General features: G+C 73.5%; 27 protein-coding genes and 2 tRNA genes. 18 read left to right on the forward strand and 11 right to left on the reverse strand.

Features of this window, described 5'->3' with window-relative positions:
* The 4 genes from PKE99_RS16130 to mobA form a co-directional block, all read right to left on the reverse strand.
* The gene (locus tag PKE99_RS16130; RefSeq protein WP_037045818.1) at window positions 1-2,571 is read right to left on the reverse strand and encodes a carboxylate--amine ligase/circularly permuted type 2 ATP-grasp protein; all 2,571 of its coding nucleotides are present in this window, start codon (window positions 2,569-2,571) and stop codon (window positions 1-3) included.
* 96 nt (window positions 2,572-2,667) lie between these two features.
* The gene (locus PKE99_RS16135) at window positions 2,668-3,309 is read right to left on the reverse strand and encodes a TenA family protein (protein WP_037045819.1); all 642 of its coding nucleotides are present in this window, start codon (window positions 3,307-3,309) and stop codon (window positions 2,668-2,670) included.
* An 11-nt stretch (window positions 3,310-3,320) separates the two neighbouring features.
* Window positions 3,321-4,091 (reverse strand): MBL fold metallo-hydrolase, encoded by a 771-nt coding sequence (locus PKE99_RS16140; RefSeq protein WP_037045820.1) that lies wholly within the window; start codon window positions 4,089-4,091, stop codon window positions 3,321-3,323.
* Window positions 4,088-4,795, reverse strand: coding sequence for a molybdenum cofactor guanylyltransferase (gene mobA / locus PKE99_RS16145; protein WP_081924147.1), 708 nt, complete (start codon window positions 4,793-4,795; stop codon window positions 4,088-4,090). The genes PKE99_RS16140 and mobA overlap by 4 nt, the downstream gene beginning before the upstream one ends.
* Here mobA and PKE99_RS16150 point away from each other — a divergent pair.
* Window positions 4,794-5,150, forward strand: a complete 357-nt coding sequence (locus PKE99_RS16150) for a nuclear transport factor 2 family protein (protein ID WP_037045821.1) — start codon at window positions 4,794-4,796, stop codon at window positions 5,148-5,150. The two genes, mobA and PKE99_RS16150, sit on opposite strands and share 2 nt — an antisense overlap.
* 107 nt (window positions 5,151-5,257) lie before the next feature.
* Here the strand turns inward: PKE99_RS16150 and PKE99_RS16155 are convergent, their stop codons facing one another.
* Window positions 5,258-5,938 (reverse strand): DUF429 domain-containing protein, encoded by a 681-nt coding sequence (locus tag PKE99_RS16155; protein WP_037045822.1) that lies wholly within the window; start codon window positions 5,936-5,938, stop codon window positions 5,258-5,260.
* 17 nt (window positions 5,939-5,955) lie between these two features.
* On the opposite strand from PKE99_RS16155, the gene PKE99_RS16160 reads away from it, so the two are divergent.
* The 3 genes from PKE99_RS16160 to PKE99_RS16170 all read left to right on the forward strand — a co-directional run bounded on the left by PKE99_RS16160 (window position 5,956) and on the right by PKE99_RS16170 (window position 8,131).
* Window positions 5,956-6,423 carry a ribose-5-phosphate isomerase gene (locus PKE99_RS16160; protein WP_037045823.1) on the forward strand — a complete coding sequence of 156 codons (468 nt, stop codon included), beginning with the start codon at window positions 5,956-5,958 and terminating at the stop codon, window positions 6,421-6,423.
* Complete coding sequence (locus PKE99_RS16165; protein WP_037045824.1) at window positions 6,423-7,229, forward strand: Fpg/Nei family DNA glycosylase; 807 nt, start codon at window positions 6,423-6,425, stop codon at window positions 7,227-7,229. The genes PKE99_RS16160 and PKE99_RS16165 overlap by 1 nt, the downstream gene beginning before the upstream one ends.
* 92 nt (window positions 7,230-7,321) lie before the next feature.
* Window positions 7,322-8,131, forward strand: coding sequence for an Fpg/Nei family DNA glycosylase (locus tag PKE99_RS16170; RefSeq protein ID WP_037045825.1), 810 nt, complete (start codon window positions 7,322-7,324; stop codon window positions 8,129-8,131).
* A 1-nt stretch (window position 8,132) separates the two neighbouring features.
* On the opposite strand, the gene PKE99_RS16175 is transcribed toward PKE99_RS16170, so the two are convergent.
* Together PKE99_RS16175 and PKE99_RS16180 are read right to left on the reverse strand one after the other, a co-directional pair.
* On the reverse strand, window positions 8,133-9,185 hold the full coding sequence (locus tag PKE99_RS16175; RefSeq protein ID WP_051737444.1) for a methyltransferase: 1,053 nt from the start codon (window positions 9,183-9,185) through the stop codon (window positions 8,133-8,135).
* Between the two features lie 170 nt (window positions 9,186-9,355).
* On the reverse strand, window positions 9,356-10,138 hold the full coding sequence (locus PKE99_RS16180) for a hypothetical protein (protein WP_197040635.1): 783 nt from the start codon (window positions 10,136-10,138) through the stop codon (window positions 9,356-9,358).
* A 109-nt stretch (window positions 10,139-10,247) separates the two neighbouring features.
* Here PKE99_RS16180 and PKE99_RS16185 point away from each other — a divergent pair, with 109 nt between their 5' ends.
* Window positions 10,248-10,997, forward strand: coding sequence for an HAD-IIA family hydrolase (locus PKE99_RS16185; protein ID WP_197040643.1), 750 nt, complete (start codon window positions 10,248-10,250; stop codon window positions 10,995-10,997).
* A 299-nt stretch (window positions 10,998-11,296) separates the two neighbouring features.
* Here the strand turns inward: PKE99_RS16185 and PKE99_RS16190 are convergent, their stop codons facing one another.
* On the reverse strand, window positions 11,297-11,659 hold the full coding sequence (locus tag PKE99_RS16190) for a cupin domain-containing protein (RefSeq protein ID WP_037045826.1): 363 nt from the start codon (window positions 11,657-11,659) through the stop codon (window positions 11,297-11,299).
* Between the two features lie 190 nt (window positions 11,660-11,849).
* Here PKE99_RS16190 and PKE99_RS16195 point away from each other — a divergent pair, with 190 nt between their 5' ends.
* Together PKE99_RS16195 and PKE99_RS16200 are read left to right on the forward strand one after the other, a co-directional pair.
* Window positions 11,850-12,161: a hypothetical protein gene (locus tag PKE99_RS16195; protein WP_156067606.1), complete on the forward strand. Its 312-nt coding sequence runs from the start codon at window positions 11,850-11,852 to the stop codon at window positions 12,159-12,161.
* Between the two features lie 73 nt (window positions 12,162-12,234).
* Window positions 12,235-12,390, forward strand: coding sequence for a hypothetical protein (locus PKE99_RS16200; protein WP_156067609.1), 156 nt, complete (start codon window positions 12,235-12,237; stop codon window positions 12,388-12,390).
* Between the two features lies 1 nt (window position 12,391).
* Here the strand turns inward: PKE99_RS16200 and PKE99_RS16205 are convergent, their stop codons facing one another.
* Window positions 12,392-13,363: a DUF6925 family protein gene (locus PKE99_RS16205; protein WP_051737445.1), complete on the reverse strand. Its 972-nt coding sequence runs from the start codon at window positions 13,361-13,363 to the stop codon at window positions 12,392-12,394.
* A gap of 239 nt (window positions 13,364-13,602) precedes the next feature.
* On the opposite strand from PKE99_RS16205, the gene katG reads away from it, so the two are divergent.
* Complete coding sequence (gene katG, locus PKE99_RS16210; protein ID WP_037045828.1) at window positions 13,603-15,798, forward strand: catalase/peroxidase HPI; 2,196 nt, start codon at window positions 13,603-13,605, stop codon at window positions 15,796-15,798.
* 40 nt (window positions 15,799-15,838) lie between these two features.
* Here the strand turns inward: katG and PKE99_RS16215 are convergent.
* Window positions 15,839-15,915 (reverse strand) — tRNA-Pro (locus PKE99_RS16215).
* 171 nt (window positions 15,916-16,086) lie between these two features.
* Here PKE99_RS16215 and PKE99_RS16220 point away from each other — a divergent pair.
* The 10 genes from PKE99_RS16220 (at window position 16,087) to PKE99_RS16265 (ending at window position 25,336) form a co-directional block, all read left to right on the forward strand.
* Window positions 16,087-16,160: transfer RNA gene (locus PKE99_RS16220), tRNA-Gly, on the forward strand.
* A 339-nt stretch (window positions 16,161-16,499) separates the two neighbouring features.
* Window positions 16,500-17,612 carry an LLM class flavin-dependent oxidoreductase gene (locus PKE99_RS16225; protein ID WP_037045829.1) on the forward strand — a complete coding sequence of 371 codons (1,113 nt, stop codon included), beginning with the start codon at window positions 16,500-16,502 and terminating at the stop codon, window positions 17,610-17,612.
* Complete coding sequence (locus PKE99_RS16230) at window positions 17,609-18,457, forward strand: fumarylacetoacetate hydrolase family protein (RefSeq protein ID WP_037045830.1); 849 nt, start codon at window positions 17,609-17,611, stop codon at window positions 18,455-18,457. Before PKE99_RS16225 ends, PKE99_RS16230 begins: the two co-directional genes overlap by 4 nt.
* Window positions 18,454-19,374 carry an ornithine cyclodeaminase family protein gene (locus tag PKE99_RS16235; RefSeq protein WP_037045831.1) on the forward strand — a complete coding sequence of 307 codons (921 nt, stop codon included), beginning with the start codon at window positions 18,454-18,456 and terminating at the stop codon, window positions 19,372-19,374. The genes PKE99_RS16230 and PKE99_RS16235 overlap by 4 nt, the downstream gene beginning before the upstream one ends.
* Window positions 19,371-20,291, forward strand: coding sequence for a 4-hydroxy-tetrahydrodipicolinate synthase (gene dapA / locus PKE99_RS16240; protein WP_037045832.1), 921 nt, complete (start codon window positions 19,371-19,373; stop codon window positions 20,289-20,291). Before PKE99_RS16235 ends, dapA begins: the two co-directional genes overlap by 4 nt.
* A 21-nt stretch (window positions 20,292-20,312) precedes the next feature.
* Entirely contained in the window at window positions 20,313-21,530 is a 1,218-nt protein-coding gene (locus PKE99_RS16245) for a cytochrome P450 (RefSeq protein ID WP_037045833.1), read from the forward strand.
* Window positions 21,527-22,846: an MFS transporter gene (locus tag PKE99_RS16250; RefSeq protein WP_037045834.1), complete on the forward strand. Its 1,320-nt coding sequence runs from the start codon at window positions 21,527-21,529 to the stop codon at window positions 22,844-22,846. The genes PKE99_RS16245 and PKE99_RS16250 overlap by 4 nt, the downstream gene beginning before the upstream one ends.
* A complete protein-coding gene (locus PKE99_RS16255; RefSeq protein WP_197040636.1) occupies window positions 22,843-23,961 on the forward strand; it encodes a cupin domain-containing protein in 1,119 nt (372 codons plus the stop codon). Before PKE99_RS16250 ends, PKE99_RS16255 begins: the two co-directional genes overlap by 4 nt.
* Window positions 23,958-25,142: a cytochrome P450 gene (locus PKE99_RS16260; protein ID WP_051737446.1), complete on the forward strand. Its 1,185-nt coding sequence runs from the start codon at window positions 23,958-23,960 to the stop codon at window positions 25,140-25,142. The genes PKE99_RS16255 and PKE99_RS16260 overlap by 4 nt, the downstream gene beginning before the upstream one ends.
* Window positions 25,139-25,336, forward strand: a complete 198-nt coding sequence (locus PKE99_RS16265; RefSeq protein WP_037045835.1) for a ferredoxin — start codon at window positions 25,139-25,141, stop codon at window positions 25,334-25,336. The genes PKE99_RS16260 and PKE99_RS16265 overlap by 4 nt, the downstream gene beginning before the upstream one ends.
* On the opposite strand, the gene PKE99_RS16270 is transcribed toward PKE99_RS16265, so the two are convergent.
* Complete coding sequence (locus PKE99_RS16270; protein WP_037045836.1) at window positions 25,320-26,249, reverse strand: LysR family transcriptional regulator; 930 nt, start codon at window positions 26,247-26,249, stop codon at window positions 25,320-25,322. The two genes, PKE99_RS16265 and PKE99_RS16270, sit on opposite strands and share 17 nt — an antisense overlap.
* Window positions 26,250-26,316 lie beyond the last annotated feature (67 nt).

Consider the following 26,316-nt stretch of genomic DNA (forward strand, 5'->3'; position numbering starts at 1 on the left):
CTACCGCAGGATCCAGGTGTCCTTGGCGCCGCCGCCCCGCGACGAGTTGACGATGAGGCTGCCGGACGGCGCGACCCGCGACAGCGCCGCCGGGACGACGTCGAGGTGCGCCCGGCCCCCGTACTGGCTCTGGAACACGAAGGCCCGCAGGTCGACCGCCCGCGGCTCCAGCCGGTTCCCGGAGAAGGTCGGGTGGGTGGACAGCGACACCATGTCCTGGGCCACCCACATGGCCGGCTCGGCCCGGATCAGCTTCTCCACCTCGGTGAGCTCCGAGCGCTCGGCGTGCGGGCCGATCACGATCCCGCTGCCGCCGTAGCCGTCGACGGGCTTGAGCACGAGCTCGTCGAGCCGGTCGAGCACCTCCGCGCGCCGCTCGTCGTCGACGCAGGGGTAGGTCGGGACGATGTCCAGCAGCGGGGTCTCGTCGAGGTAGTAGGCGATCATGTCGGGGACGTAGGCGTAGACGAGCTTGTCGTCGGCCACGCCGTTGCCCAATGCGTTGAGCAGCGCGACCCGGCCCCGGGACACCGCGCTCGCCAGCGCCCGCCCGAGCGGCCGCATGTCGGCGCCCCGGGCGTTCATCAGGTCCTTCTCGTCCATCCGACGGTAGAGCGCGGACAGTCGCCGCTTCCCGCCCGTCGTCACCAGGTAGACGCCGTCCTCGGTGACCTGCAGGTCCCGCGGCGTCACCACCGGCACACCCATCCGGTCGGCGAGCAGCCTGTGCTCGAAGAAGGCCGAGTCGGAGGGGCCCGACGACAGCAGCGCCACCTCGTCGGCGCCCGGGCTGCCCGAGTCGGTCGCCGAGAGCAGCGCGGCCCGCAGCCGTCCGGGCACGTCCTCGAGCCCGACGACGCCCGTCGGCGGCTCCAGGTCGCTCATCACGCTGCGGACCAGGCGCCGGCTCATGATCGAGTAGCCGATGCCGGACGGGACGCGCAGGTTGTCCTCGAGCACGAGCCAGCGGTCCGGCGCGTCGCGGACCAGGTCGATCCCGGCCACGGCGATCCGCACGACGTCGCCGGGCACGATCTCGCCCTCGCGGTTGCGGCCGGGTGCGGCGTCGACCACCGCCGCGGGGACGACGCCGTCGTGCAGGATGCGGCGCTCGCCGTAGACGTCCCGGACGAACAGCTCCAGCGCCCGGACCCGCTGCGCGAGCCCCGCCTCGAGGACGTGCCAGTCCTCGGCGCTCACGATCCGCGGCACCAGGTCCAGCGGGAAGAGCCGGGCCTCGGCCGTGCCGTCCTCGGGCCCGAACGTCACCCCGCGCGCCCGCTGCTCGGTCTCGAGCGCCGACTCCGCGGCGACCATCCCGCGCGGCCCGAGGCGTTCCAGCGCCCGGAACATCCAGCCGTACTGCGGCAGGACGGTGCCGCCGTTGCTGACCGCCTCGTCGAACGTGCCCGGCCGGTAGTCGGCGAGCAGTTCCCGGGCGAGCGGCACCTCGACCGGGGGCTCGATCGAGAGCAGCCGGCCCTGGGTGTTGGCGACGAGGGCGTCGACGACGTCCGTCAGCCGGCCGCGGCGGCCGAACATCCGGCGCTGCCGGGCGGCGGCGCTCCCGCGCTCCAGGGTGGCCTGCGACAGCGCGAGGACCTGCTCCCAGTCGCCCAGCTCCTCCAGCTGCGGGCGCAGCATGTCGACGAGCTGCCCGACCAGCAGCGGGGGCGAGACCAGCGAGGGGCCGACCAGGTCGACGAGGTCGCCCTCGAGCCCCGAGCGCGCGGCCCGCCAGTTCGCCGAGCGCAGCAGCTCCTGCCGGCTCGTCGGCAGCGGGAGGCCCTTGGCCAGGTCCTCGCCGGCCTTGCACACCAGGGCGCGGAACAGCCCGGCGATGAGGACGACGTCGTCGACCTCCGTGCAGGCGTCGCACACCCGCAGCTCGACGGTCGGCACGTGCGCGCTCGGCCGGATGTCGAAGTAGAGCATCCCGGGGTCGCTGATCGTGCCCGAGGCGATCAGCTCCTGGACCATCGCGTCGTACTCCGCGGCGGTCTCGACCGTCGCCGGCGGCCCGGAGGTCGGCCAGCGCGACCAGACCATGCTGCGGTAGCTCGCGTAGCCGGTGTCGTTGCCGCGCCAGTACGGCGAGCTGGCCGAGAGGGCGAGCAGGATGTGCAGGTAGGGGGCCACCCGCCGGACGACCTGCACCGCGGTGTCCCGGTCCGGCACGTCGACGTGCACCTGCGCGCCGCAGATGTGCTGCTCCCGCACGAGCATCTGGTACTCGTGCTGCATCTTCTCGTAGCGGGCCCCGGCGGAGATGTCGTCGCCGGTCAGGTCGACGAGCGGGACGGTGCCCGCGGCGACGATCCCCAGCCCGTGCGGCTCGGCGACGCTCTCCAGCCTCCGGCGCAGCCGCCGCAGGTGCGCACCCAGCTCGTCGAGGGTCTCGCAGACCGGCGTGTTCGTCTCGACCAGCGAGCGCTGCAGCTCCCGGGCGAACTCGGCCCCGTCGAGCTCGGGGAGGAGGGAGTCGACCTCGGGCGCGGCCTGCCGCGTCTCGAGGTCCACGACGTGGAACTCCTCCTCGACCCCGAGAAGGGGTTTCCCGGCGCCACTCATGCGGGTGACGCTAGGGGCCGATTGTTACGGGCGGATCTCCTGAGGGCGGGGCCCTGCTCACGTCCGTGCCCGCCTCCGTGCCCGCCTCCCCGGGGCTCAGCCGGTGTAGGCGGCCTCGAAGAAGGCGAGCTCGAGGTCCACGGCCTCGGCGAAGAAGCGGGCGAGCCGGCGCGGGTCCCGGGCCTGCGGCGCGACGCGGTCCAGCTCGGCGCGCAGAAAGGCGACCCAGGCCTCGAACGCGGGGCCGCGGTGCAGGTCGATCCAGCCGCGGGCGATCGGGTCGGTCGGCAGCGGTCCACGGGGGCGGGATGCCCAGTCGAGGTAGAGCCATTCCGCCACGACGAGCACTGTGACGATCTCGGGGTAGCTCGCGTCCGCACGGGTGCCGTCCATGAGGTCGATGAAGCCCTGCGTCGGGGCCGCCCGCTCCGGGGCCGTCCGGTCGGCGTCGGCGACGCCGAGGAGGTCGAAGGAGCGGTGGAAGTAGTCGTGCTCGTCGCCGGCGACCAGCCCGACCTGGCGGGCGTGCACCACCCGTGCGGCGGGATCGTCGCAGGTGGCGACGGCGGCACCCATCAGGGCCAGGAAGGCGTCGCAGAACTGGAAGTCCTGCACGAGGTAGCGGCGCAGCACGTCGGGTGCGACGGTCCCGGCCCACAGCTCCTCGACGAACCGGTGGCCGACGGCGGCCTCCCAGGTCTCCCGGCCGGACTCGCGCAACTCCTGCGAAAAGCTCACGCTCGCCGACCCTAGGGCTCCTCGGGCCAGGGGACGCCGGGGTGGGGCGAGCGTGCCTCCGCCTCGGTCCCGTCGAGCTCCCCGGCGGCGACGGCGCGGGCGAGCGCGGCCACCGCCGCCAGCTCGCCGTGCTGGGCCCGGGCCTGGGCGGGGGTCATCGGGTGGCCGTGTCCCGGGACGTACGTGCCGGCGTCGAGGGCGAGCAGCGCGGCGACGGCGTCGGCCCAGGCGAGCGGGTGGGCGTCCTCGTAGTCCGGCGGGGCGCCGGACTCCAGGAGGTCGCCGGCGAACAGCACGTCCGCGTCGGGTACGTGCACGGCCAGGTCGTGGTCGGTGTGTCCGGGCCCGGGCGCGACCAGCACGACCTCCCGTCCGCCGAGGTCGACCGACGGGGGTGCGGGGTCCGGGGGTACCGGCTCGGTCGCCTCCAGCGCCGCGGCCGTCGCCTCGTCGCCCTCCTCGCGGTAGTGCACGGCCCAGTGCTCGCGTTGGTCGGCGGCCGTGCGCTCCAGGGCGGCCCGGCAGCCCGGATGGGCGAGTACGGGGGCGGGCAGGAACGCGGCCGTGCCGAAGCAGTGGTCGAAGTGGGCGTGGGTCAGCACGACGGTCAGCGGCAGCGCGGTCACCGCACGCACTGCGGCGGCGAGCTCGGCGCCCTGCTCCCGGTCGCCCCGGGTGTCGATCACCAGCGCGCGCTCGGCGCCGAGGACCAGCCCGGTGGTGAGGTCGAGCTCGGCGTGCCGGCGGGCCAGCACGCCGTCCCCCACCTCGATCCAGGTCACCGCCCCTGGGCCCTCGCCGAGGCGTACTCCTCGGGCGTGTTGACGTTCACGAGGGCGCGCAGCTCGGGGTCGTGCTCGCGCAGCGCGGGGTCGGCCAGCAGCTCCGCCTCGTCCGCGCGATACACGTCGACGGCCGCGAACAGGTCCGGCGGCCGGCTGCGGCCCTCCGCGATCAGCGCCGCGACGACGGGCGCGAGCGCGGTCCGGTACGCCGCGGCGAGCGGCTGGTGGTGCCCGTGCGCGACCGGCAGCAGGACGGCGTGCTCCCCGAGCAGGTCCAGCACCCGCCGGACGTAGGCCTCGTGCAGGAAGGGCAGGTCGACCGAGGCCACGAAGGCGGTCTCCGCCCGGGTCACTACGGCTGCGAGCCCGACGGCGATCCCCTGCAGCGGCCCGCGGCCCTCGACCGGGTCCTCGGCCGTCTCGACGCCGTCCGGCAGCGGGGGCAGCTCCTGGCCGGGCGCCCGCACCACGACCACCGGCCCGTCGACGGCCGCGCCCACGACCCCGCACACGCGGTCCAGCAGCGTGGTCCCGTCCCAGTCGAGCCACGCCTTCGACCGGCCCATCCGGGACGAGCGCCCGCCGGCCAGCACGATCCCCGCCGCAGCCACGGGCCGGACCCTACCGCCGGTCCGGGCCGCCACCGCTTTACCTCCGACGTCGTCGACCGTCGGCGCCGCGGGCAGCAGGCTCACAGCCATGACGGACATCGTTGACCGCTACCTGACCGCCTGGAACACGACCGACGCCGACGCCCGCGCGACGGCCGTCGCCGAGGTGTTCACCGAGGACGCCCGCTACGTCGACCCGCTCGCCGACGTCACCGGGCACGAGGCCATCACCGCGCTGATCGGCGGCGTGCACACCCAATTCCCCGGCTTCGTGTTCGGGCCGGTGGGGGAGGCCGACGCGCACCACGACGTCGTCCGGTTCCGGTGGGGGCTGGGCCCCGACGGCGCGGGCGAGCCGCCGGTGATCGGCGCCGACGCCGTCACCCTCGCCCCCGACGGCCGGATCGCCCTGGTGGTGGGCTTCCTCGACAAGGTCCCCGCCTGACCGGGACCGCGAGTCGGGAGTTCCGGCAGCGCGAGTCGGGAGTTCCGGCAGCGCGAGTCGGGAGTTCCGGCAGCGCGAGTCGGGAGTTCTTGCAGCGCGAGTCGGTGTCAGACCGCCACCCGCATGACCCGGCCCCGGGCGCCCTCCTCGCCGCCGAGGACGTCGGCCGTACCGGCGGCCCAGCGGGCGGCCGACCAGGTGGCCGCGAGGGCGTCGAGACAGTCGTCGAGGCGGGCGCCCTCGGGGAGGTCGGCCAGCGCCCGGGCCGGGTCCACCCAGCGGGTCAGCGCCGCGATGCGCTGGCCCGCCCCCCGGGCCGTCTTCTTCGACGCGAACTCCGTCCCGGGCGCCAGCCCGCGGACGGCCAGCTCGGGGTGCACCTCGATCACGTTGTCCGGCAACGGGTGCACGGCGTCCCAGGACAGGATCTGCCGGCGGATGTTGTAGGTCTGGATGCTGATGCCGCGCCCGGTCATCTCCCGCGCGCGACGCACGGCCGCCTCGTGCGTCGGCTCGAGCAGCACCTCCCGCGGCGGGGCCGGGAACACCGAGGACCGCGCGCGGCCGAGCCGGGCGGCGCACAGCGCGTCGCACGCCCGGGGCGTGCCGTCGACCGGCAGCGCGAGCGGGATGTCGACCCCGACGGCCGCGCAGCCCGCGGTCAGCTCGACCACCTCGGCGGCGCTCGCGACCACGGCCCAGCGCACGGTCCAGCGGGGTGCGCGCCCGCGGAGCAGCACCACGACCCAGCCCCCGGGCACCCCGTCCACCCCGGCGATCCCGCTCATGAGGCAGGATTCTCGCCGTGCGCGTCTACCTCGGCAGCGACCACGCCGGCTTCGAGCTGAAGGCCCGGCTCTCCGAGCACCTCCAGGGTGCGGGCCACGACGTCGTCGACGTCGGCGCCCTGACCTACGACCCGGACGACGACTACCCGGCCTTCTGCATCGACACCGCCCGCCGGGTCGCCGGCGACCCCGGCAGCCTCGGCGTCGTCATCGGCGGCTCGGGCAACGGCGAGCAGATCGCGGCGAACAAGGTGAAGGGCATCCGGGCCGCCCTGGCCTGGAGCACCGAGACCGCGAAGCTCGCCCGCGAGCACAACGACGCCCAGGTCGTCGGGATCGGGGCCCGCCAGCACAGCGAGGAGGAGGCGCTCGCGATCGTCGACGCCTTCCTCGCCACCCCGTTCTCGCAGGGCGAGCGGCACCAGCGCCGCATCGACCAGCTCGCCGCGTACGAGCAGACGGGCGCGAGCGCCGAGCAGGCCTGATGCCCGAAGGGCACACGCTGCACCGGCTGGCGCGGCGCCACCAGGCGCTGTTCGCGAAGCGGCCGGTGGCGGTGAGCAGCCCGCAGGGCCGGTTCGCCGACTCCGCCGCGCTGCTCGACGGCCAGGTGATGACCCGCGCCGAGGCGCACGGCAAGCACCTGTTCCACCGCTTCGGCCCGGATCTGGTGGTGCACGTGCACCTCGGTCTGTACGGGACGTTCGACGACAGCGAGCTGCCCGCGCCGGAGCCGCGCGGCCAGCTGCGCCTGCGGTACGTCGGCGAGACGCACTTCGCCGACCTGCGCGGTCCCACGGCGTGCGAGCTGCTCACGCGCGCCGAGGTGAGGGCCATCCGCGAGCGGCTCGGTCCGGACCCCCTTCGGCGGGACTTCGACGCGGAACGGGTGTGGGAGCGGATCTCGCGGTCCGCCTCCCCGCTCGCCACCCTGCTGATGGACCAGAAGGTGCTCGCCGGCGTCGGCAACGTCTACCGCGCCGAGCTGCTCTTCCGGCACGGGCTGGACCCGCAGATCCCCGGCCGGGCGCTCGACCGCGGCACTTGGGACGCGATGGCCCCGGACCTCGTCGCCCTGATGCGGGACGGCGTGCGGCGCGGCCGGATCGACACCGTCCGGCCCGAGCACGACCCGCGGCGCAAGGGGCAGGCCGCGCGGAAGGACCGGCACGGCGGCGAGGTGTACGTCTACCGCCGCGCCGGCATGCCCTGCCTGGTCTGCGGCACCGAGGTCCGCACCTCCACGCACGCCGCCCGCAACCTCTTCTGGTGCCCGACCTGCCAGGCCTGACTCGGCTGTGAGTGGCGATAGTCGCTATAGCGACTATCGCCACTCACGGGTTCGACGCGCGGGATCGGGCCGGGCGGGGCAGGGTCGAGGACATGCCCGAAGGCCACACCGTGCACCGCATGGCGCGGTTGCAGCAGCGACGGTTCGGTGGGGCGCCGGTCGCGGTGGGCAGCCCGCAGGGCCGCTTCGCCGCCGACGCCGAGCTCGTCGACGGGCGGGTCCTCGAGTCCACGGACGCCCACGGCAAGCACCTGTTCCAGCACTACGGCCCCGACCTCGTCGTGCACGTCCACCTCGGGCTGTGGGGCCGCTTCCCGAACCGCCGGGTCCCGGTGCAGCCGCCCCGCGGGCAGATACGGATGCGGATGGTCGGGCGCACCCACTACGCCGACCTCAGCGGCCCGTCGGCCTGCGAGCTGCTCACGGACGTCGAGGTCAAGGCGCTGCGCTCCCGGCTCGGGGCCGACCCGCTGCGTACGGACGTCGATCCCGACGAGGCCTGGGCCCGCGTCTCCCGCTCCCGCGCCCCGCTGGCCACCCTGCTGATGGACCAGAGCGTGATCGCCGGCGTCGGCAACGTCTTCCGCGCCGAGGCGCTCTTCCGCTGCCGCCTCCCACCGCAGCTGCCCGGCCGCGAGCTGGGCCGGGAGCGGTGGGAGGAGCTGTGGGCGGACCTCACCGCGATGCTGCGCGACGGCGAGCGGCGCGGCCGGATCGAGACCCTGCGGCCCGAGCACGACCCGGCCCTGCTGGCCCCGCCCGATCGCGGTTCGGTGTGCGCGAGCGTCGTCTACACCTACCGTCGCGGCGGGCAGCCCTGCCTGGTCTGCGGCACACCGATCGCCCGCGCCACCCACCTGGCCCGGAACCTCTTCTGGTGCCCGACCTGCCAGGCGGGCTGAGTCAGATCGGGGTCGCCTCGAGCACGACCAGGCCGACCGGGGACGGAGTCGGCACGATCCGGCGCAGCGCGAACCCGGCCGAGGCGAAGAGCTCGCCGAACTCCCGCGCGGTCCGTTCGCACCCGGTGGCGAGGAGCAGCATCGTCGCGTCCATGCGGATCACCGCCGGCCCGTCCGCGGCCCGCTCCGGCAGCATCGCGTCGACCACCAGCAGCGTCGCGTCCGGCCCCATCGCCTCCCGGCAGCGGGACAGGAGGCGGCGCGCGTCGGCGTCGTCCCAGTCGTGGAGGGTCCGGGAGAGCAGGTAGGCGTCGCCGCCCGCCGGGACACCGGTGAAGAAGTCGCCCGCGACGACCTCGGTGCCCTCGGGCACGTCGGCGTCGGTCACCACCTCGGGCCGGTCGAACAGCACGCCCGACAGCGCGGGCGTGGCGGCGAGGACGGCGGACAGCAGCACCCCGGTGCTGCCGCCGACGTCGACCAGCCTGCGGAACCGGCCGAAGTCGTAGGCGGCGACGACGTCGGCCGCCTCGCGGGCCGACCGGTCCTGCTGCGAGGCCTGGAACGCGGCCAGCTCGGCCGGGCGGGCCGCGATGTGGTCGAAGAACGGCTTCCCCCGGGCCCGCTCGAAGGCCACCGCGCCGTCACGGACCGCGTCGGGCAGCGCCGGTGCGGCGGTCGCGTACAGGCCGCCGCGGGCGCGGACCGCGCCGCGCAGCGAGCCCGGGACGTCGGACCGCAGCAGCCGCCCGCTGGGGGTCAGCGAGAACGTCCCGTCGGGGAACTCCGCGAGCACGCCCTCCGCGACCAGCAGCCGCAGCACCCGGCGCAGCGGCCCGGGCCGGGCGCCGACCTCGGCGGCCAGCTGCGTGGCGTCGCAGGCGCCTCGGGCCAGGACGTCGGCCACCCCGAACTCCGCCGCGACATGCAGCGCGGCGGTGACGAGGTAGCCGTCCGCCAGGCGGGAGAGTCGGGCGGCCGGGTCGACCACCGGGGCCGGTGCCGTGCCGTCGGTCGTGCTCTGGGTCGTGCTCGCTGTCGTCGGGGCGACCATCTGGACCTCCTGTCGTCGACACGCAGGAGAGGGCACGGCGGGCGCGGGAGATACGGGAGAAGGACCCGGAAATGCACGACCGGCCCGGGACGTAGCGCTCCGGGCCGGTCAGTGTCGCAGGGCCGGTCGAGCCGGCCGACGTCGTCGTTGACAGGGAGTTACCCCGGTGGTCAGAAGTCGAAACCTCCGCCGCCGAAGTCCCCGCCGAAGTCGCCGCCCATGTCCCCGCCGAAGTCGCCCCCGGCGTCGCCGCCCACGTCGCCCCCCATGTCGCCGCCGGCGTCGCCGGAGCCGTCACCGCCCGCGGCCATGTCAGCGGCCATCGCGTCGGAGTAGCCGTCGGCGTAGGCGCTACCGGCCATGCCGGAGAACATCGCGCTGAACAGCAGGGCCGAGCCGACTCCCCAGGCACCGGCGACCAGCGCCGGCTTCCACCAGGGCTGGCTGTACCAGCCGGCGGGCACCGGCCGGCCCGCGACGTTGCCGCCGGGGTAGTAGTGCGCGTTGCGCTCCGAGGGGTTCGGCGAGGCGCTGTAGTGCTGGCCCTCGACGTCGACCTCGCGCTCCTCGGTCACCGCGCCCGCGCGCGCCTGGCCGGGCAGCGGCGGCAGCTCGGGACCGGGGTCGAGGTCCATCGCGGTGCGCGCCGCGCGGACGTAGTAGAGGCCCTCGTAGGCGGTCTCGGTGACGCCCCGGGCCTGGGCGGGTGTGCGGGCCTGGTCGAGCTGGGAGCCGGCCGCGTTGTAGCGCTCGGACGCGTCGGCGAGGGCCTGCTTGGCCGCCTCGTTGGTGCCGACGAGATTGAGCACCTGGCCGCCGAGGCGCTCGACCCAGCGGCGCGCGTCGGCCTTGGCGTCCTCGAGCTCGCGGGCCTGGCCGGCGTTCCGGTTGCGGACCAGCCAGACGACGCCCGCCACCACGGCGAGCAGCAGGACGATGGTCACGAGGTCCACGGATTCTCCTTGTAGGCGGGTTGTGCACACCGACAACGGACAGACCGGCACGAACGTTCCCGCGACTAGGCTCGTGCCCGTGGCGGACAGCAAACCGGTCGAGGCCTGGATGACCGACATGGACGGCGTGCTCGTCCATGAGGGGAGCATCATCCCCGGTGCGGACGCGTTCGTGAACCGCCTCCGCGAGACGGGCACCCCGTTCCTGGTCCTCACCAACAACTCGATCTACACGCCGCGGGATCTGCAGTTCCGGCTGCGCAACACGGGGATCGAGGTGCCGGTCGAGTCCATCTGGACCTCCGCGCTGGCCACGGCGGCGTTCCTCGACAACCAGCGGCCCGGCGGGTCGGCGTACGTGGTCGGCGAGGCCGGCCTGACCACCGCCCTGCACGAGATCGGGTACGTGCTCACCGAGTCGGACCCGGACTACGTGGTGCTGGGCGAGACGCGGACCTACAGCTTCGAGGCGGTGACGACGGCGATCCGGCTCGTCGAGCGCGGTGCCCGGTTCGTGGCGACCAACCCCGACCCGACCGGGCCGTCGAACGAGGGGAGCCTGCCCGCCACGGGCTCGGTCGCGGCGCTGATCACCCGCGCCACCGGCGTCGACCCCTACTTCGTGGGCAAGCCGAACCCGCTGATGATGCGCGCGGCGCTGAACCGGCTCGAGGCGCACTCCGAGACCACCGTCATGATCGGCGACCGGATGGACACGGACGTGGTGGCCGGCATGGAGGCCGGGATGCGGACGGTGCTCGTGCTGTCCGGGATCATGCGGGCGGCGGCCGTCGACCGCTATCCGTACCGGCCGACACGCGTCATCGGGTCGATCGCCGAGCTCGTGGACGAGATCTAGCCGGCCGGGAGACCGGGTGGTCCACGCCGGCGGGCACCACCGGCGTGGACCGGCGGCCGGTGAGGGAGGGGTTCTCCCGGCCGCTGGGTCGGCGTGCACGCCCGCGCCCGATCGGAAGATCGAACCGGCGGCGCGCCCCGGGAGATGACTCGGCTGGTTCATCCGCCGCGTTACGCGACGTCACGTGACTGTCGACCCGCGTTCGGACGAGGCCGGGCGCGCCCGCGCGATGCGCCCGGACGCGGCTGACCAGCGCGGAGGACCGGCCCGCCGCGGCGGGCCGGAGCGGCGGGCGGCGGTCAGCCCGTGGCGTAGGTCTCCGCGGTCTTGCTGTCGAACTCGAGCGCCACGAACTGCTCCTCGCCCACGACCCAGGCGTCGTGTCCGGGCGCCACCTGGTACGCGTCGCCGGGGCCGATGTCGAGCTCGGCGCCGGAGTCGTCGCGCAGGTGGAGTCGTCCCGCGATCACGTAGCCGAGGTGCGGCGTCTGGCAGCTCGCCGTCCCCGCGATCGGCTTGATGCACTCCGACCAGCGCCATCCCGGCTGCAGGCGGATCCGGCCGACGGTCGCGCCGGGCAGGCTGACGACGTCGAGGACGGTCTTGTCGGGGCGGCGCGACTCGTCCGGCTCGTCGAGGCTCCGCTTGTCCATGCCCGCCATGACGCTCTCCCTCCGGTCGCCGACGACGGCGTCATCGTGCGCGCGCAGCGTCGCAGCGGGGTGGACGCCGGGACGATACGTAGTTTCCGCCACGGCGGCGTGCACCTATCGGTGGTCCGCTGGACTTGGTCAGTCTCTCTGACTATTCTCGGTGGTCCTTCCGATCAGCTGTGCGACCGAGGAGGTCGGCATGAGCGTCGCCATCCGGACCCGTGTCTCCGCGCCCGTCGAGCTGTACGACGCCGTCCACGCCGAGGTGGTGCGGCGGACGGGGGGAGCGGTCGACGGACTCCTGGTCCACGTCGGCCTGCCGACCTCCGACGGCTTCGAGGTCCTCGAGGTCTGGGAGTCCAGGGCCGCGTACGAGCACTACACGGAAACCCTGGTCGCGCCGGTGGTCGCCGAGCTGTCCGCGGGGCGCACCGGTCCAGGTCCCGAGATGACGACGGAGGAACTGGAGCCGCGCGGTCTGGTGATCACGCGGAGCCCCGTGGTCGTATAGACCCGACCGCGCTGGCGGCGGGCACCGGAGGCCGGGGCTTGCGAATGACAGCGATGTGATTACCCTCGGCGCCATGAGCGACACCCTCTGGTGGAGCTGCGCCGCCTGCGGCTCCTACGCCGAACTGCCCGCCGAGGAGTCCGAGGGCTTCGACATCGGCTGCCCCGACTGCCGGAGCCCCATGACGGCCCAGTGGTTCTGGGACGACCGGGCCGGCGAGGCCGCCTGACCTAACCCGCGTTCGGGTCGCCCGCGGGGTCGAGCAGCTCCGCGGGCAGGTCCCGGTGCGGCCGCCAGGCGTCGGGCGTCGGGCCGTCCGTGCGGGCGAGCTGCCGCAGCGTGACGGCGACGACCGCTCGCCCCACGGGATCCTCCGGCAGGTCGACGGGTACCCGGCCGGCGCGCACCGCGTCCCGCACGGACTCCTTGAGCGCCCGCAGCAACGGGTCGCCGGCGACGTCGAGCACCGCGTCGAATTCGGCGAGCCGGTCCGCGTCGAAGGGGTGGGGCCGCCCGAGGTGGTCGGCCGCCGGGTGCGCGGGATAGGCGTGCGCGACGGCCACCTGCCCGGCCCGGATCGGCACGGTCGGCGCGGGCCCGCGGCCGATCAGGTGCGGGAGCAGGTGGGTGTGCGGGCCGAGCGGCGAGCGCCCGTCCGGTCCGGGGATCGGGGCGTACACCTCGACCCGGCCGACGGCCGTCAGGAACACCCGGTGCGGGCTGCGGGCGACCAGCTCCGCGCCCAGGGACGTGGCGAACAGGGGCTGCCCGGCGTGGGCGCCGACCAGAGCCAGCAGCTCGGCGTCGTCGGTCCGGACGCAGGCGTCGACGGTCGGGGTGCCGAGCCCGAGGTCGACGAGTACGGCCCCGCGGTCGTCGGCGCGCAGGGCGTCGGCGTCGGGCCCCAGCTGCGTGACCGTCGTCCGGCCCGCGCGCCGCGCCTCGGCGTGCGGCAGGCAGAACGCGACGGCCTGGGTCCAGTGCAGTCCCGACCCCGCCGGCGTCTCGTAGGCCACCGGGAGGACCGTCGGCGGCGGCTCGAGCCGGATCCCGCCACGGGCAGTGACGACCGTGCTCCCGTCGCCGTCGACCACCTCGCCCGGGTCCCGGGCGAACTCCGCGATCGCGCCCGGCGGTCCCATGCTCCAGCCCGTCGCCGGATCGCCGAGCAGCTCCCGTCCCAGCTCCTGCGCGTCGACCACCCCGCGATGCTGGCCGGGGCACGGACCGGCCCGCAAGCCGGGCCCGATCCGGGCACGAACGGCGGGGTCCGGCGGACGAACGGCGGGCGCGGCCGGAATCGTGGTCGACCACTTGTTCGCCGCAGGTGGCGGGCGCATGCTGGGCAGTCATGCCGAGCACATGCAGAGGTCAGCTCCCGGGGCCCGGGCCGGGCCGCTGCGCCGCGCCCCCGTCCTGATCACGTCTCGAGGGAAGTCCCGTGTCGCTCACCTACGACATCGTCGTCAAGAGGAAGAAGCAGAAGGGCGGGAACGCGCCGCACCCGACGCGGGGCGAGTCCAACCGCACGTGGTGGCCGGACCGGCTGAACCTCAGGATCCTCGCCAAGAACCCCGCCGTCGCCGATCCGATGGGCGAGGGGTTCGACTACGCTGCCGAGTTCGAGACCCTGGACCTGGACGCGGTGCGCCGGGACATCGAGGCGGTCCTCACGACCTCGCAGGACTGGTGGCCCGCCGACCACGGCCACTACGGCCCGCTCATGGTGCGGATGGCCTGGCACGCGGCCGGCACGTACCGGATCCAGGACGGCCGTGGCGGTGCCGGCACCGGCATGCTGCGCTTCGCCCCGTTGAACAGCTGGCCGGACAACAAGAGCCTGGACAAGGCGCGCCGCCTGCTGTGGCCGGTCAAGCGGAAGTACGGCCGCAAGCTCTCCTGGGCCGACCTCACGATCTTCGCCGGGAACGTGGCCCTGGAGTCGATGGGCTTCACGACCCTCGGCTTCGGCGGCGGCCGGGCGGACGTCTGGGAGTCCGACGGCGACGTCTACTGGGGTCCCGAGCGCACCTGGCTCACCGACGGCCGCCACACCCACGTCCGCGAGCTGCAGAGCCCGCTGGCCGCCTCCGAGATGGGCCTGATCTACGTCGACCCGGAGGGCCCGCACCGCGTCCCGGACCCGCTCCTCGCGGCGCGCGACATGCGGGAGACCTTCCGGCGCATGGGGTTCGACGACGAGGAGACCGTCGCGCTGATCGTCGGCGGCCACACGTTCGGCAAGACGCACGGCGCGGCCCGCCAGGACCATCTCGGCCCCGAACCCGAGGCCGCCCCGCTGGAGGAGCAGGGCCTCGGCTGGCGGAGCAGCTTCGGCAGCGGCCGGGGCGCGGACGCGATCACCAGCGGCCTGGAGGGCACCTGGACACCCACCCCGACGAGGTGGGACGGCAGCTTCCTCACGAATCTGTACGACTACGAGTGGGACGCGGTCCTGAGCCCGGCCGGCGCCTGGCAGTGGGTCCCGTCGGGCGGGGCCGGGGCCGGCACCGTCCCCGACGCCCACGACCCGTCGAGGACCCACACGCCGACGTTCCTCACCACGGACCTGGCGCTGCGCTTCGACCCGGGCTACGCGCCGATCTCGCGACGGTTCCGGGACGACCCGGACCTGCTGGCCGCCGCGTTCGCCCGGGCCTGGTTCAAGCTCACGCACTTCGACATGGGCCCGGTCCGGCGCTACCGCGGGCCGCTGGTCCCCATCGAGACACTGATCTGGCAGGACCCGGTCCCGGACGTCGACCACGAGCTCGTCGGTCCCGAGGACGTCGCCCGGCTCAAGCGCGAGATCCTCGATTCGGGGCTGTCGGCGGCCCAGCTCGTCGCCACCGCCTGGGCGTCGGCGTCGACCTTCCGCGTGAGCGACCGCCGCGGCGGGGCGAACGGGGCGCGGATCCGCCTGGAGCCACAGCGCCGCTGGGAGGTCAACGAGCCCGACGGCCTCGAGGTCGTGCTGGGCGCCCTGGAGGTGATCCGGGAGTCGTTCCACCGCTCGCGGAGCGACGGCACGCGGATCTCCCTGGCCGACCTGATCGTGCTCGGCGGGTGTGCGGCCGTGGAGCGGGCCGCGCAACGGGCCGGGTACGCCGTCGAGGTCCCCTTCACGCCGGGCCGCACGGACGCGTCGCAGGAGCAGACCGACGTCGGGTCGTTCGCCGCACTGGAGCCCGCCGCGGACGGCTTCCGCAACTACGTCGGCCGGGCGGACCTGGTCGCGCCGGAACACCAGCTGGTCGACCGCGCCCAGCTGCTCACCCTCAGCGCGCCCGAGATGACCGTGCTGGTGGGGGGCCTGCGGGTGCTGAACGCCAACGTCGGGCGGTCCCCGCTGGGCGTGCTGACCGCCCGGCCCGGGGCGCTGACCACGGACTTCTTCGTGAACCTGCTCGACATGGACACGGAGTGGACGCCGACGCGCTCGGGGCAGGTCTTCGAGGGCCGCGACCGCGCCACCGGCGAGACCCGGTGGACCGCGAGCCGCGTCGACCTCGTGTTCGGCGCGAACTCGGAGCTGCGGGCGCTCGCGGAGGTCTACGCCGCCGACGACGCGGGGGAGAAGTTCGTGCGGGACTTCGTGGCGGCGTGGGTCAAGGTCATGAACCTCGACCGGGTGTGACCGGCCGGGTGCGCCCGGAACGACCACACCCGGCCCGACGTGGTCGGGGTGGCGGGATTTGAACCCACGGCCCCTCGCTCCCAAAGCGAGTGCGCTACCAAGCTGCGCCACACCCCGTCGCGAGGGAGTCTAGGCCACCCGGCCGGGCCCGACGTCCGTGACCACCGAGGCGGGACGCGGAGGCCCGGCCGACGTGACGGACGCCTGGCGTGATGTGGTGGGGAGGCTGGCGAGGGTCGGCCGCTGATCGGCTATCCTTGCCGGGTCCGCGGAGGGATCCGGGGGCACGCGGGCGTAGCTCAATGGTAGAGCCCCAGTCTTCCAAACTGGCTACGCGGGTTCGATTCCCGTCGCCCGCTCCACCTCTGACCTGCGACGACGTTCCGACGAAGATCAGTTGAAGATCGCCGTGGAACCATTTCGCGGGACGAACGTGACCTATACCGGAGTTTGGTTCTCGTCACTTACCCGAGCCTGGCCGTCGCGTGCGTGCTCGTGGGGGTGCGCCGGTCCAGGTCGTGTCGCCGCTCGCTGCCCCAGCTCGTGCGCAAGGGACGAGCTGGGGATCACGGCCGCACGACAGAGTCAGCTCGGTCCGTCGAAATAGGCAATCCCTTATGGCCTCCTCGGAAAGTTCGTCTTGGACTGATGGCGCGCGGACTTCCTAGTGTCGTCGCCATGCCGGACGAGGAGGTTCGCCGATGAATCCGCTGCTGGGCGACAATGCCCTCAAGCTGGGGTTGTTCTGCACGAACGGGCGTGGTGCCTCCCAGACCCTGGTCCCCGAGGCCCACACGGCCAGCTGGGACTTCTCGCTCCGCACCGCCCGGGCGGCGGACGCGGCGGGATTCGAGGCGGTGGTCCCCTTTGCGAGGTGGAAGGGCTACCCGGAGAACCGGCCGCAGCACTCGTCCGGGGCCGTGATGGACCCGTTCACGTGGGCCGCGGGGATCGCCGCGGCGACGGAGCGGATCGGGGTCTTTGCGACCTCCCACGCCCCGACGGTCCATCCGATCGTCGCCGCCAAGCAGGCGGCCACGGTGGATCTGATCTCCGGCGGGCGCTTCGCGCTCAACGTCGTCGGCGGGTGGAACAAGCCGGAGCTGGAGATGTTCGGCGCACCGCTGCGCGAGCACGACGAGCGCTACGACCACCTGCAGGAGTGGCTCGAGGTGATCCGGCGGCTGTGGACTGAGACCGAGGAGTTCGACTTCCACGGCCGGTTCTTCGACGTCCTGGGTGGGGTCTCGCTGCCCAAGCCGGCACAGCCCCGGATTCCGATCATGAACGCCGGCGGGTCGCCGCGGGGCATGCGGTTCGCCGCCGAGTACGCCGACCTGTGCTTCGTGATCGTGCAGTCCGAGGACGAGGCGGGGGTGCGCAAGCAGGTCGCGGACTACAAGCGCATGGCCCGAGAGGACTTCGGCCGCGAGGTGCAGGTCTGGACCCATACGGTGGTCGTCCAGCGGGACGACCAGGCCGCGGCCGAGGCCTACCTGCGGCGCTTCTCGGTCGAGTACGAGGACACCGAGAGCGTCGACGCCTGGATGCGCCTGCAGGGCGCGAACACCCAGCTCATGCCACCGGAGATCCTGGCGATGATGCGGCAGCGGTTCGCCGCGGGCGCGGGCGGCTTCCCACTCGTCGGCACCGCGGAGACGATCGCCGAACGGCTGGAGATGCTCAGCGCCGCGGGCATCGACGGCGCGCTGTTGACCTGGGTGGACTACGACGCCGGTATCGCCGACTTCGTCCGCGACGTCCTGCCCCGGCTGGAGAAGGCCGGCCTGCGGGCCCCGGTGACCGCGCCGTGAGGCTCGCTCGCTTCCGCCTGCCCACCGGCGCCCCCGCGTTCGGCGTGGTCGAGGGCGAGGTCGTGGCGCGGCTCGATCGCCGGATCTCGTCATTCGAGGCGCTCCTCGGTGATCCCGTCGGCGCACATCCCGCGGACGAGCGGATCCCGGTCGACCAGGTCACCTGGGAGCCTCCGATGCGCGAGCACGCCAAGATCCTCTGCGTCGGCATGAACTACGCAGCGCACGCCCGAGAGTCCGGTCGTGAGGTGCCGGCCCGGCCCACGTTGTTCACCCGGTTCCCGGACTCCGTCGTGGGCGCGGGTACTCCGGTCGTCCGACCCGCGGGTGAGGAGAGCCTGGACTGGGAGGGCGAGGCCGCGATCGTCATCGGCCGGTCGGGGCGACGGATCGCCGAGGGCCAGGCCTGGTCGCACGTCGCCGGCGTGACCTGCATGGCCGAGAACAGCGTCCGGGACTGGCAGGCGCACTCGGTGCAGGCCACGGCGGGCAAGAACTGGGCGGGCAGCGGGGCCCTCGGCCCCTGGCTGACGACGTTGGACGAGATCGGCCGAGGGCCGTGGCGGGTGACCACCCGGCTCAACGGCGAGCAGGCCCAGGACGACACCACCGCGAACCTGGTCTTCGACGTCCCGCGGCTGGTGGCCTACGTCAGCACCTTCACACCGCTCCGCGCGGGCGACGTCATCGCGACCGGGACGCCGAAGGGCATCGGCCTGCGCCGACGGCCACCCCGGTTCCTGCGGCCGGGTGACCAGCTGGAGGTCGAGGTCCACGGGGTGGGCGTGCTGCGCCACGGGGTCGTCGACGAACCGGTGGCGGCCGAGGTGGGAGGAGCACGATGAGGGTCTGGTCCGAACAGGAGGTCCGGGCGGAGATCGGGGTGCGGGCGGTCATCGACTCGCTGACCGAGGTGCTGAGCCACGAGTCCCGTGGCGGCGCCTGGAACATCGACAAGACGATGGCGACCTGGCCCGCCGAACCGACGGCGGGCAGCGCCCACGCCCTCGGCGCCGTGGATCTGGAGTCCGATCTGGCGCTGTTCAAGACCTGGGTGAACACCCCGGCCGGGGCGAGCGCGCTGATGACACTCTTCTCGGCCACGGACGGACGCACCCTCGGTGTGGCCGAGGCGGGCGCGGCGGGTGCGTTGCGCACCGCGGCGATCTCGGGGATCGCCACCCGGTTCCTCGCCGATCCCGCGGCGGACGAGCTCGCCGTGCTCGGCGCGGGACGCCAGGCGTTCCGGCAGGTGGAGAGCGTGTCCATGGTTCGGGAGCTGCGTCGGGTCCGGGTGTGGAACCGCACGCGGGAGAAGGCGGAGGCGCTGGCCGACCAGGTGCGGGCGCAGTTGGGGCTCGATGCCGTCGTGGCGCCGGACGTGGCCGCGGCAACCACCGACTGCCCGATCGTCACACTGATCACCCGCGCGACCGAACCCTTCCTCCGCGCCGGTCACCTGGCCCCCGGAGCGCACCTCAACGCGGTCGGCGCGATCCTGCCCGGCAACGCGGAGTTCGGGTCGGACGTGCTCGCGGCGTCGGCGCTGACCGTCGTCGACAGCGAGCCCAACGCGCGGCGCGGCTCGCGTGAGCTGCGGGAGTTCTACGGCGAGGACTGGGCGGCCGTGCACACGCTCGGCGACGTCGTCGTCGGCAAGGTCACGCGGCCGGAGCGGCCGCGCTGCACGGTGTTCAAGGGGATGGGGATGGGGCTGTCCGATCTGGCGGTGGCGCGAGTGCTCGTGGGCGGTGCCCGGTGAAGTTCCGCAGCGACCCGGCACGGATCCGGGGGTCGATCGCACCGGTGATCACGCCGTTCACCGAAGACGGGGACCTCGACCTCGACTCCTTGCGGCGGCTCGTCCGCTGGCAGCTGGAGTCCGGCTCGCACGGCGTCTCGATCGGGGGCTCGACCGGGGAGCCGGCAGCCCAGACCGTCGCGGAGCGGATCGCCGCGATCCGCGCGGTGGCCGAGGAGGTGGACGACGCCGTCCCCTTCCTGCCCGGTACCGGTTCGGCGAAGCTGGACGAGACGCTGGAGATCACCGGGGCGGCGCGGGACGCGGGTGCGGACGCCGCGCTCGTGATCACCCCGTACTACGCCCGTCCGACCCAGGACGCGCTGCTCACGTGGTACGCGACGATCGCCCGCGAGTTCCCGGACCTGCCGATCGTGATCTACAACGTGCCCTCCCGGACGGCGGTGGACGTCGCGCCGGAGACGGTCGCGCGGCTGTTCGCCGAGCACGACAACCTGGTCGGGATCAAGGAGACGACGAAGGACTTCGAGCACTTCTCCCGCGTGCTGCATCTGTGCGGCAGAGAGCTGCTCGTCTGGTCCGGGATCGAGCTGCTCGGGCTGCCGCTGCTCGCTCTGGGCGGTGCGGGGTTCATCAGTGCCGTCGCCAACCTCGCCCCGGTCGCGGTCGCGAAGATGTACCAGGCCTGGGAGGCAGGCGACCAGGAGAGGGCCCGCGAGCTGCACTACGGCCTGCATCCGCTCGTCGACCTGCTGTTCGTGGAGACCAACCCGGCCCCGGCCAAGTGGGTCCTCCAGCGGCACGGCCGGATCGCGTCCGCCCACGTCCGACCGCCGCTGCTGCCGCTCTCGCCCGCGGGCGAGCCCCGGGTCCGCGTCCTGCTCGACCAGGGCGCGCACCTGCTCGACACCTGCTGACCGGTCCCCAGGGAGCCGACGATGACGACCGCCCCCACCACCGCCCCCGACCTGCTCACCGCGTTCGCCGATCCCGACTGGCTGGCCGGTGACCGGACCGAGGTCTACCGCACGCTCCGGGACGACTTCCCGGTCCTGCAGGCCGGCCCCACCCGCATCGTCTCGCGACACGCCGACGCCGAGACCGTGCTGCGCGATCCCACCGGGCGCATGCAGGTGCCCGGCACGGACCTTCCCGCCTGGTTCCCGGCCGGGCCCGCGGCCCGCCGGCTGCGCGCCAACATGGTGCAGACGGACGGCGAGGTGCACCGGCGGCTCCGCGGGACCGTCGCGCCGCTGTTCACCGCACGCCGCTCGGAGGAGCTGCGAGCGGCCGCGGCCGCCGAGGTGGCCGCCGAGCTGGACCGGGTCCTGGTCGACGGGCGGCCGTTCGACGCCGTCGCGGAGCTCGCCGCACGCATCCCCCGCGGGGTGCTGCGGCTGCTCATCGGGATGCCGGACGAGGACTGGGCGCTCATGCTCGACACCCAGGTCGATTTCCTGATGATCTTCTCGCCCTTCCCGCTGGAGTCCGCACAGCAGGCCCGGCTCGACGAGGTCTCCCAGTTCTACTTCGACTACTTCGACGGCTTCCTCGGCCGCACCACCCGACCCACTCCGCTGGTCGAGCGGCTGCTCACCGCCGAGTCCGAGGGCCGGCTGAGCCGGGACGAGGTGCTCTCGCTGATGCACACCGTGCTCGACGCGGGCTTCGAGACGACCCGCACGTCCCTCAGCAACCTGGTGGAGTACCTCGCCGCGCGTCCGGAGCTCCTCGAAGTCGCTCGGCGCGCCCCCACGACCCGCCTCGGCATCCGTGAGGAGCTGCTGCGGCTGCGCGCACCGGTGCAGGTGGCGAACCGCATACCCGCCGAGGACGTCGTGACCTCCGACGGCAGCGTGCTCCCCGCCGGCGAGCAGGTCCTGGTCGTGGTCGGCGCGGCCAACACCGACGAACGGGCGTTCCGGGACCCGTACCGGATGGACCCGGACCGGCCGAACGCCTCCCGCCATCTCGCCTTCGGTATGGGCCTGCACCACTGCCTCGGCGCGCCGCTCGCCCGGATCCAACTCGCAGAGACGCTCGCCGGTCTGGCCGACCGGGTGAGTGCGATCGACCTCGATGGGAAGGCCGAGCGTCACCCGTCCCTCATCTTCCCGTCCTTGACGTCGCTGCCCGTGCGGTTCGGTGCGCGATGACCGCAGCCACACGGACCTCCCCGAGCGCTCGCCGGGTCGCGCTCGCCGGCCTCGTCGGCACCACCATCGAGTGGTACGACTTCTTCATCTACGGCACCGCGGCCGCGTTGGTGTTCGCGCCGCAGTTCTTCCCGGGTGCCTCGCCGGTCGCCGGGACCATCGCCGCACTGTCCACCTACGCCGTCGGGTTCGTCGCCCGGCCGGTCGGGGGAGCGGTGATGGGGCACTTCGGGGACCGGATCGGGCGACGCAGCATGCTCGTCCTGTCGCTGCTGATCATGGGTGTGGGCACGGCGTTGATCGGTGTCCTGCCGACCTACGCCTCGATCGGGATCGCCGCGCCGATCCTGCTCGTCGTCCTCCGGTTCGCCCAGGGTCTCGGCGTCGGTGGGGAGTGGGGCGGCGCCACACTGCTCGCCCTCGAACACGCACCGCCGAACCGTCGCGTCGTCTTCAGCTCCTTCCCCCAGCTCGGCCTACCGCTCGGGGTCGTGCTCGCGAGTCTGGTGTTCCTCCTGACCCGAGTCACGCTGCCCGAGGCCGGCTTCGCCGCCTGGGGATGGCGGATCCCGTTCCTCGCCTCCGCCGTGCTGGTCGCGTTCGGCCTGGTCCTTCGGCTGAAGCTGGACGAGAGCCCGGAGTTCCGCCAGGTCCGCACCCGGCAGGAGGTCCGCCGGGCGCCGCTGGCCGAGGTCCTTCGGGCCCCTCGGGTGCTGCTGCCCGCCTCCGGGCTCAACCTGATCGGCTCCGGGCTGGGCAACGTCGTTCTCGTCTTCACGCTGAGCTACGTCGCCGCGGAGCAGCTGGTGCCCCCCTCGGCCATGCTGGCGATCTCCATCGGTACTGCACTGGCCTGGGCCGCCGCCATCACCGTGTCGGCAGTGCTGGCCGAGCGGTACGGCAGACGGACCCTCCTGATCGTCGGCTCCGGCCTGCTGACGGTCTGGGCGTTCCCCTACTTCTGGCTACTCGACACCGGCTCGGTCGGCGCGTCCACGCTGGCATGCGTGGTCTCCGGCATCGGGATCGGGCTGGCCACCGGGCCCTACGGCGCCTTCGTCACCGAGGCCTATCCCGTCGCCGTCCGCTACAGCGGATCCTCGGTCGCCTACGCGATCGGCGGTGTCCTCGGAGGCGCACTGTCCCCGATCGTCGCGACCGTCCTGTACGGGGCCACCGGAGCCGCCACGGCGGTGTCGGCCTACCTCGTGTTCCTCGGGCTGCTGACCCTGTTGTGCGTCGTCACGCTGCGCAGTCCCCATCCGGCCGTCGCCCCGGCGACGGCCAGCCGACAACTCGAAGGGAACTCCTCATGAGCCTCACCGACGACCGTCTCGACACCGCCGCGCGCCTGGTCGACGTGAGCGACCGGCCTGCCGCCACGCCCCAGCCCTGGGACCCGATCAAAATCCCGCGTGCCCGGATCGAGTCGGAGATCGACCGGCTCGCCGCCGCGCCCCGCCCCGCCAACGGCCGGCGGGCGAGCCGCATCGTGCACCCCGCGGCCACGGCCCCCGGGCTGGGCCTCGCGCCCGGGGTGTCCGTGACGATCGAGGTCCTCAAGCCGGGCGAGGAGACCGCGCCCCTGCGGGAGAACGCACACCGCGTCGAGATCGGCATCCGCGGCAGCGGCCGGATCACCGTGCAGGGCGACGAGATCGCGCTCGCGCACCTCGACGTCGCCAACATCCCGTCCATGCAGGGCTTCCGGTTCCGCAACGACGGCGATGACGTGTGGGCCCGGCTGAGCTACTCCAACGCCCCGCTGCTGGAGAAGCTCGGCGTGCACTACGCCGAGGACCTGCCCGAGTCGTGGGAGCCCAAGCCGAGGACCTCCGACGCACCGGCCACCTACACCCGGGGTACCGCGCCGGACATCGCCATCGGCGACGAGGGCGCTCGGCTGCGCGGCTACGAGTTCCTCGTGGACATCGAGGTGGTCGAGTCCCGGGCGCTCCACTGGCCGTGGGCCGAGGTCGGACAGCACCTCTCCCGGGAACCGGGGGACGGCAGGCGCACGATCATGGCGCTGTACAACCCGGCGACCCAGCGGCGACAGGGTGCGACCCACAGCTTCTTCGTCACCGCTTCGTTCATGCCCCCGGGGGCGCCGCCGCGCCGTCGCGGGCGCGGCCACCGGCACTCCTCCGTGGCGATCAACTACCACTTCGCGGGTCGAGGAGAGAGCGTCGTCGACGGCCGGACGATCGAGTGGGAGGCAGGCGACCTGCTGCTCTCGGCGCCGGGCTGGCTCGAGCACGCCCATTACCAGGGCCCCGAAGGGCTCGGCGTCTACACAGTCCAGGACCACCCGTTGCACATCGGCATGGAGTCGCTGGTGTGGCAGGAGCAGCTGGACGGGCCGGTGCTCGCCCTGGGCTCGGAGGAGGGGCAGACCGGGTTCGTCGGGCCGCGCGAGGCCGGAACGTGAGCACCGTCGCCGACCCCACCGGGTTCGGTTTCGATCCCTACGATCCGGAGCTGACCGAGCCGGCCGTCTGGAACCGTTATCGCGCCGCACAGAATCTCGGTGGCGCGGTGCGCGCACCGGACCGCGACGGGTTCTGGCTGGTCACGAGTTACGACGAGGTCCGGACGGCACTGCGCGATCCGGCCACGTTCTCCTCGGCGTCCGGGCACCGCATCCCCACCGACGGGAGCAGGCGGGCAATACCGATCGACTTCGACCCGCCCCTGCACACCGCCTACCGGGCGCTGATGGCCGAGGCCCTGTCCCCTGCACGGGTCCGGGCGCTACGTCCCTTCCTCGCCGAAGTCGTGACCCGTCTCGTCGACGACTTCGCCGCAGCGGGAGGAGGGGACTTCGTCTCCGCAGTCGCCCTGCCGCTCCCGCTGCAGGTGCTGACCGAACTGGTCGGATTCTCCGGGGAGACGGTGGCGCAGTTCCGCACACTGACCGAGGAGCTGTGGAGCCGGTACGTCGACGTCGATCCCGCGGAGTCCCACCGGCGGCTGTGGGAGCTGATGCGTGCCGAGCTCGCCGACCATCGTGCCCGACCTCGGGACGACTTCCTCGGCTCGCTGCTGCATGCGGAGATCGAGGGACGTCCGATCCGGGAGGACGAGCAGGTCGGGATCCTGGCGACCTTCGCCGTCGCGGGTCACGAGACGACGATGAACGCGGCAGCCACCCTGGCGTGGCTGCTGGTGGAACATCCCGAGGCCCAGGCGGCGCTGCGGGCCGATCCCACGCGCGCCCGGGCGTTCGTGGAGGAGATGCTGCGCCACCGCAGCCCGGCGCAGAACTTCGCCCGGCGGACCACGTGCCCGGCGCGGGTCGGCGGGACCGCAGTGGCGGAGGGCGATGCGGTGCTGCTGTCCCTCGCTGCGGCCAACCGCGATCCGGAGCGTTTCCCGGACCCGGACCGGTTCGACCCCGACCGCGACGCCCGCGGGCACCTCGCCTTCGGCTGGGGCATCCACCAGTGCATCGGTGCACCGCTGGCACGCACCGAGCTGGTCCTGCTGCTCGAGGAGTTGGCGGCGCGACCGCCGTTGTGCGCGGCCGGCCCGCCGGTCTGGAGCAGCCTTCAGGGCGGCAACCATCTCGGCCTCACCCACCTACCGCTGCTCTTCGAGGAGGAGACATGACCGACGTCGAGATCGACGAGACCGCCTGCTGTGGCTACGGCAACTGCCTGGTGGCGGCGCCGGAGGTGTTCGACCTCCACACCGACACCGGCATCGCCTTCCTGCGGCCCGGCCGACCGCGCGAGGTCGACCGCCTCGCCGTGCGGGAGGCCGCGGCGGACTGCCCGGCCAGGGCCATCACGGTCCGGGGGTGACGGCGCATCGTGAGCGCCCGAGCTCGCGCAGCGCCTCGATCGCCGCCGACTGCAGGGGCGAGAAGTACTTCGCCTCGCGGTGGTAGAGCCCGATGCCCTCGACCAGGTGCGCGTCCCGGATCCGGACGGCTCGCAGCCGTCCGGATTCCAGGTCCGCGCGCATCGTGTACCCGACCGACAGACTGACCCAGCCGTTCGCCGCCACAGCCTCCTTGATGGCCTCGGCGTGGCCCAGCCGGATCACAGCCGGAAGTTCGGGGACGCCGTGCGCGCGGAGCTGCTCCACCAGCATCCGGTGGTAGGAGACGCCGGTCGGGACCCCGACGAGCGGGAGTCCCGCCAGCTCGGCGAGGGTCACCGAGTCCGAGTGGGGCGGGCCGTTCGGGCTGGCGCACACCACGATCGGCTCCTCCCAGAGCTTCTCGCCGACCAGCGCGTCAGGCGTCTCGCCCTCGATCCAGCTGGTCACGGCGAGGTCGACGGTGCCCCTCTGGGTCGCGCGGAGGGCGATCTCCGGTTCGCTGATCTGCACCGTGATGTCGGCACCGGTCCGCTCGGCCCGCAACGCGGTCATGACCGGGGGTAGCAGGTACGTGCCGATGGCCATGCTCGCGGCCGCGACGAGCGATCCGGCGGTCCCGGCGACCAGGTCGTCGACGTCCCGCTGGACCTGGACGCTGCTCGCCAGCACTTCCTTGGCCCATTGGTACACCCGCTCGCCCGCCTCGGTCAGCACGAGGCCGCTACCGGACCGGACGAACAGAGTGGCTCCCAACGAGCGCTCCAACGACCGCAGTTGACCAGACACGCTCGGCTGTGCCACCAGCAACTGCTCAGCTGCCCGCGTCACCCCACCCGCGTCCACGACCAGGCAGAACACGGACAAGCGTCGCAACGTGATCGACTCATCCATAGGGCGCACTCTATGTGCACGTCGCAGCACTCGCTAGCACCTTATGGGGAGCGCGTTCGTATCCGCC

It is taken from the genome of Pseudonocardia halophobica (genome assembly GCF_027922425.1).
GTDB classification, from domain to species: Bacteria; Actinomycetota; Actinomycetes; order Mycobacteriales; family Pseudonocardiaceae; genus Pseudonocardia; species Pseudonocardia halophobica.